The sequence below is a fragment of the Helicobacter muridarum genome, from assembly GCF_000765805.2.
Taxonomy (GTDB): Bacteria; Campylobacterota; Campylobacteria; order Campylobacterales; family Helicobacteraceae; genus Helicobacter_A; species Helicobacter_A muridarum.
Map to the genome: position 1 here is coordinate 1 of NZ_JRPD02000048.1, position 5,875 is coordinate 5,875.

Here is a 5,875-nt window from a genome sequence, read left to right on the forward strand (position 1 = left end):
CGGATTAGGCTATATCAATAGCGATATTGCTATGCTAGATAATGAAGGTTACTTTGCTACAGGTGATATAGTGCAGACTCTTAAAGTAGAAGGAGAAGAGTATATAAAGATTATAGCTCGCTCTAAGGAAGTGATCAATATAGGCGGAGAAAAGGTTATACCCCAAGAAGTAGAGAAAGTTTTGCTTCAGATTCCATTTATTAAACATTGCATAGTTTATGGCGAGCAAAGTAATATAATGGGGCAGATGGTATGTGCAAAAGTTGTGCTAGATACACAAAATTTAGAATCTATATTAAAGACTACCAAGCCGTTACAAGTTATACCAAATGCTATGGAGATAAAAAAGTTTATAAGAATCTTTTGCAAAGACAAACTAGCACCCTATAAGATACCAACTAAAATTAATATAGTTGAATCTATTGCTATTAGTGAGAGATTTAAAACAGTAAGACAATAAGGAATAATCATGGGCTTTTATACCAAAGAAGAGCTTCTAACTCTTGGACTAAGTAGTGTAGGTGATAATGTATTAATTAGTAAAAAGGCTAGCATCTATAGCCCACAAACTATAAGCATTGCTAGCAATGTGCGCATAGATGACTTTGTAATTTTAAGCGGCAAAATAGAAATTGCTAATTTTGTTCATATTGGAGCATTTAGCGCGTTAATAGGTGGTATGGAAGGCATAGTCATAGAGGATTTTGTTGGAATTAGCATTGGTTGTAAGATATTTGCTAGCTCTGATGACTTTAGCGGTGGAAGCCTTAGCAATCCTATGATTCCAAATGAGTTTAAGAATGTTTGTTCTGCAAAGGTGGTTTTACAGCGGCATTCATTGCTTGGCAGTGGAAGCGTAATTTTGCCTACTAGCAAGGGATTGGCACAAGGAGTTAGTGTTGGTGCATTAAGCCTTGTCATGCGCCCTAATAAGCCTTTTGGAATCTACTTTGGCAGTCCAGCTAAGCGAATTATGGAGCGCGATAAGAATATCTTATTACTAGAAGAAGAATTCCTAAAGACTAAAGCACTAAACCTATCTGATAATAAGAAAGATTGCACAAGCCTTATTAATATGGAATCTAATATGCAAATACTGGGGAGGGGGGGGGGGGAGCAATACTCCGTAATTTTGCATTTGCTGAAGTTTGTAGTTATGATTGTAATTTTTTATGTGCATAGATTCGTTTTTATATTGGTATATATGGCAAGGTTATTAAAGTGTTAATAATATTTTCAGTTTTAATTTGATAGACTATAAAATACAATTATATTGAAAGTATATATGAAATTTATAAGTCATTTTTTGTTTCATTTGTTGTTGTTAGCATAAACGTTTCATCTATTTATGCAAGTGCTTTATCAAATCTTACATTGAATCAAGCAGATTATAATATTCTTTTTGGAGATGAAAAGGTAGATGTCGCTATTCTATCAGAAAAGGAGATGAGAGAAACTAAAGGCAAATTTGGTCCATTTTTTTTGGGCTTATTATTGGTCTCGGTGCATGGGGAATTGAATCTTTAGTAAATAGAGAGCTTAGTAATAATATAGAATTTAACTTTAATCACAAGATATAATGCCAAAATATCTAATTATTTTATTTTTTATCTTTTCGCCATTTTTATATGCTTATCGTTGTGAGGAGTTTTCATGCTCTTATTTCAAGCTTGGAATTGGTGCATCATATAGTAATTTTAATTTTAGCAATGAAGTCAAAGTTAGCAATACAGGAGTTTATCTAGCAGCATTTGCTAGTAAATATTGGGAATGGGGTGGTTTTGGATTCAATGTAGATTTTGGCTTTACTAGCACGCATATTAATGCTAATGCAGGATTAGCAAAATAGATAGGGAACTTTGTGCAAGGCTCTTTTTTTGCAGGAGCGAATCTTTGGACATTGCAAAATCCTATTTTACTCTCTCTTATTATCAATATGGATGAATATAGTGTCCCTCGCAATGATGTAAGCCATAAGCTCTATATGTTTATGTCCTTTGTTGGTATTAATATGATGGGTATAAAAGCGATTGATAAGAATATACACATAGAATATAGTGCAGGGTATGGTTATCTTTTTAGCGGATACTATACAATTGATGCTATGATTAATCAATCCTTGCTTCGTGGTGGACATAGGTTTGAGGCTTCTATTGGCATGATTTATAGTTTAGATAATTTTATGCAATTTTATAATGATAGGAAAATAGACCTTTATGTGCGACTTAAGGGGCTGTATTATGATATTAATGCTTCAGAAGTAATAACTATTCAATCGCAACCTATAAATTATCTTGCGAGTAAAAATTTTGCTGTGCTTTTTGAGTTTGGCATTATCTTTGATTCTAATTATAAAAACTCAAATACTAATAGATATAATCCATACGATAATAGTGCATACACTTCCTCCAGTTTATAGGTGGGCTTGATGACTTAATATAATTGATAAATATAATATTGAATATTATTAAGCCCTATAGTATTTGTTGAGCTTCTACCTTATCATGACTTAAGGACTGAAATATCTATTTTATGAGATCTTCACCTTCTTAAGAAAGCTTAATACATAATAAGATGTTAGATATATTTTCCTTTTGCTTTGCTTATGAGATTCTTCCCTTTGGCATTTTTTGTCATTCTGAACCTGCGTTAGCAGGTGAAGAATCTCATTAAAACATATAAGTATAGCTTTGCGCTTCAGAACGATAAGGATAATCATCAACATGACAAGAGCAAGATCGTATAACGCCCTTGAAATTGTATTTTCAAGCATTTTTATATCATGTATAATATTTTGTAAAGGAATGTATAGGATTCTTTTTATAATATATAAAAAACCTTTTGACAAAATCAAAAACTTAACCCTCACTTTGATTTTATACAATACTTTATAGTGTTAATGTTATTCTCCATTACTATAGCAATCTCTATTTAGCTCTTTTGCAAGAAACTCCGCTGTATAGCTCCCGCTTTTATTGTGATTGACAATGATTTCTGCTACAGTGCCACAATCCACAATTTTACCTCCGCCACTGCCACCATCTGGACCCATATCAATAATATAATCAGCATTTTTTATCACATCAATATTATGCTCAATTACAATAGCCGAGTTGCCAAGCTCTACTAGATGATGAATGACGCCTGTTAATTTATCTACATCGGCGAAATGCAATCCTGTAGTTGGCTCATCTAGTATATATAGAGTTTTTCCTGTGTCCTTGCGACTTAGCTCCTTGCTAAGTTTGATTCTTTGTGCTTCGCCGCCGCTTAATGTAAGTGAGCTTTGACCTAGTTTAATATATCCTAATCCTACTGCTTGAAGTGTCTTCAATCTGTTATAAATCTTTGGAATCTTATTAAAAAACTCAAGTGCTTCATCTACGCTCATGTTTAATACATCAGATATATTTTTAGATTTATAGGTGATTTCTAATGTTTGGGGGTTATATCTAGCACCCTTACAAGAATCACATTGCACCATTATATCTGGCAAAAAGTGCATTTCTATTTTTATTTCTCCATCTCCTTGGCATTTCTCGCATCTACCACCTTTTACATTAAAGCTAAAACGTCCAACATTATATCCTCGAATCTTAGATTCCTTAGTCTGTGAGAATAATAGGCGTATATCGTCCATAAGCCCTGTGTATGTGCTAGGATTGCTCCTAGGGGTTCTACCAATTGGGCTTTGATCAAGATATATAACTTTGTCTAACTTATCTAATCCTTTGATTACTACGCCATTGTTTGCTTGTGTTTTCTTTTTATTATTTAGCAATTCTTGAGCAACAGGCAAGATTGTATGTAGAACTAGTGAGCTTTTTCCGCTTCCGCTAACTCCTGTAACACATACAAAGTTTGATAATGGAATCTTTACATTCACATTTTTTAGATTATGCAAAGATACTTTGCTAATCTCTAACCATAATTCTTGCTTTCTGTGAAATGGATAGTGAATTTTTTTATTTCCATTGAGATATTGGGCAGATAAGGTTTTTGTTTTAAGCAAATCTTTTACTTTGCCGCTAAATACTATTTCACCGCCATATATTCCAGCCCCAGGACCAATATCTACAATATAATCCGCACACATAATAGTCTCTTTATCATGCTCTACTACAATCACTGTGTTGCCCTTTTCTTGCAATGACCTTAGTGTTTTAATAAGCTTTAGAGTATCTCTTTCGTGCAAGCCTATGCTAGGCTCATCAAGAACATACATAACACCTGTTAGCCCGCTTCCAATTTGACTTGCTATACGAATCCTCTGACTTTCTCCGCCGCTAATGCTTCTTGCGTCTCTATGTAGTGTTAGATAGCCAAGTCCTACGTCGTATAAAAAAAAGAGTCTTTCTTTTATTTCTTTTAGTATTGAATCTGAAATTTGCATGTTTTGGGCACTTAGATATGTAAAGTTATTTTCGTTATTAAAAAATTCATAGCATTCTTGTATAGGCATAGTTATTACTTCTGCTATACCCTTATTTGCAACTTTTACGCTTAGAGATTGAGGATTTAACCTATGACCATTGCAAGATTTACAAGTTTTTTCTGTCATGTAATTTGTTGCATCATCTTTTAGCACATCAAGGGCTATTTGTAGTATTCCCTTCCATGATTGCTTTATCTTAGAATCTTTCCAAGAAACTTCTATTTGCTTAGCACTGCCATATAGCATAGCATTTTGCACTTCGCTAGTAAGGCTTGCAAATGTAGAATCTGGCTGTATCTCATAAGCTAGACAAAATCCCTCAAATAACGCATAATAATAGCTTTTATTGAATCCAAATATAAATTTGATTCCCCCCTTATTCATAGGCTCATTTTTGTCTATGACACAATTAGCATCAAGACTATATTTCATGCCAAGCCCTCCGCAGTCTTTACATGCACCTTTAGGTGAGTTAAAGGAAAAGGCGAGCGGTTCTAAAGATTCAAAGCTTACTTTACATTGGAAGCAAGCTAAATGCTCGCTGTAATGTATTATCTCATTTGAACCATTATCTTTTAAAACTTCAATCTCAATTTCACCATATGATTCCTTTAAGCCCGATTCAATGGCATTTGCAATTCTTGTAGCATTGGAATCATTTAGCGTTACTCTATCCATGACTAAGCTTATTGTATGCTTCTTTGTCTTAGATAGGCTAATTTCTTCATCTAGCCTTACCATAACGCCATTAATCTTTGCTCTAACAAAGCCCTTATTGCGCAAAGATTCTAGCTTATCATGAAAGCTACCCTTTTTATCCTTTACTAGCGGGGCATAGATGATTAGCTTAGAATCCTTAGGTAGTTTTAGCACTTCAGTAATAATATCAGAGGCTGACATAGAGCTTATTTTTTCTCCGCATAAATGGCAGTGTTGGATTCCAATCCTAGCATATAGTAGTCTAAGGTAATCATAAATTTCTGTAATTGTGCCAACAGTTGATCTTGGATTCTTGGAAGTTGTTTTTTGATCTATTGCAATGGCTGGGGTTAGCCCTTCGATTTTATCTACATTTGGTTTGCTTACTTTATCTAAGAATTGTCGCACATAGCTTGAGAGAGATTCTATATAGCGCCTTTGTCCTTCAGCATATAATGTATCAAATGCTAATGTGCTTTTCCCGCTACCGCTAAGTCCTGTGAAAACAATAAGTTTGTTTTTTGGAATCTCCAGATTGATATTTTTTAGATTATTCTCCTTCGCGCCTATGATTTTTATATGCTCTTTCATCATTATGCCTTTCTATATTTGTAAGCTTTAGATTCTATCCAAACTTACATAATGCTTATATGGAAAGATTTCTAAGTATTCCCTTTTTGTCATTCTAAACCTTTTTTCTTGTAATATGGAAACTATAATATTTTAGGTGTTATAGTAGTA

General features: G+C 33.7%; 5 protein-coding genes. 4 read left to right on the forward strand and 1 reads right to left on the reverse strand.

Features of this window, described 5'->3' with window-relative positions; translation table 11 throughout:
- The 4 genes from LS73_RS09560 to LS73_RS09575 all read left to right on the forward strand — a co-directional run.
- On the forward strand, positions 1-460 hold a 460-nt coding region (locus LS73_RS09560; RefSeq protein ID WP_138070030.1), incomplete at its 5' end, for an AMP-binding enzyme.
- Positions 461-469: 9 nt separating this feature from the next.
- Positions 470-1,228, forward strand: coding sequence for an acyltransferase (locus LS73_RS09565; RefSeq protein ID WP_201273584.1), 759 nt, complete (start codon positions 470-472; stop codon positions 1,226-1,228).
- 351 nt (positions 1,229-1,579) lie between these two features.
- A complete protein-coding gene (locus LS73_RS09570; RefSeq protein ID WP_034556728.1) occupies positions 1,580-1,849 on the forward strand; it encodes a hypothetical protein in 270 nt (89 codons plus the stop codon).
- 12 nt (positions 1,850-1,861) lie between these two features.
- Entirely contained in the window at positions 1,862-2,419 is a 558-nt protein-coding gene (locus LS73_RS09575; RefSeq protein WP_034556731.1) for a hypothetical protein, read from the forward strand.
- 483 nt (positions 2,420-2,902) lie between these two features.
- Here LS73_RS09575 and uvrA read toward each other — a convergent pair whose 3' ends face one another.
- Positions 2,903-5,725: an excinuclease ABC subunit UvrA gene (uvrA, locus tag LS73_RS09580; protein ID WP_172458483.1), complete on the reverse strand. Its 2,823-nt coding sequence runs from the start codon at positions 5,723-5,725 to the stop codon at positions 2,903-2,905.
- Positions 5,726-5,875 lie beyond the last annotated feature (150 nt).

Bases quoted from the DNA above. Each gene is read 5' to 3' on its own strand.
- LS73_RS09570 (WP_034556728.1), top strand. From the start codon at position 1,580: ATGCCAAAATATCTAATTATTTTATTTTTTATCTTTTCGCCATTTTTA.
- LS73_RS09565 (WP_201273584.1), top strand. From the start codon at position 470: ATGGGCTTTTATACCAAAGAAGAGCTTCTAACTCTTGGACTAAGTAGT.
- uvrA (WP_172458483.1), bottom strand. From the start codon at position 5,725: ATGAAAGAGCATATAAAAATCATAGGCGCGAAGGAGAATAATCTAAAA.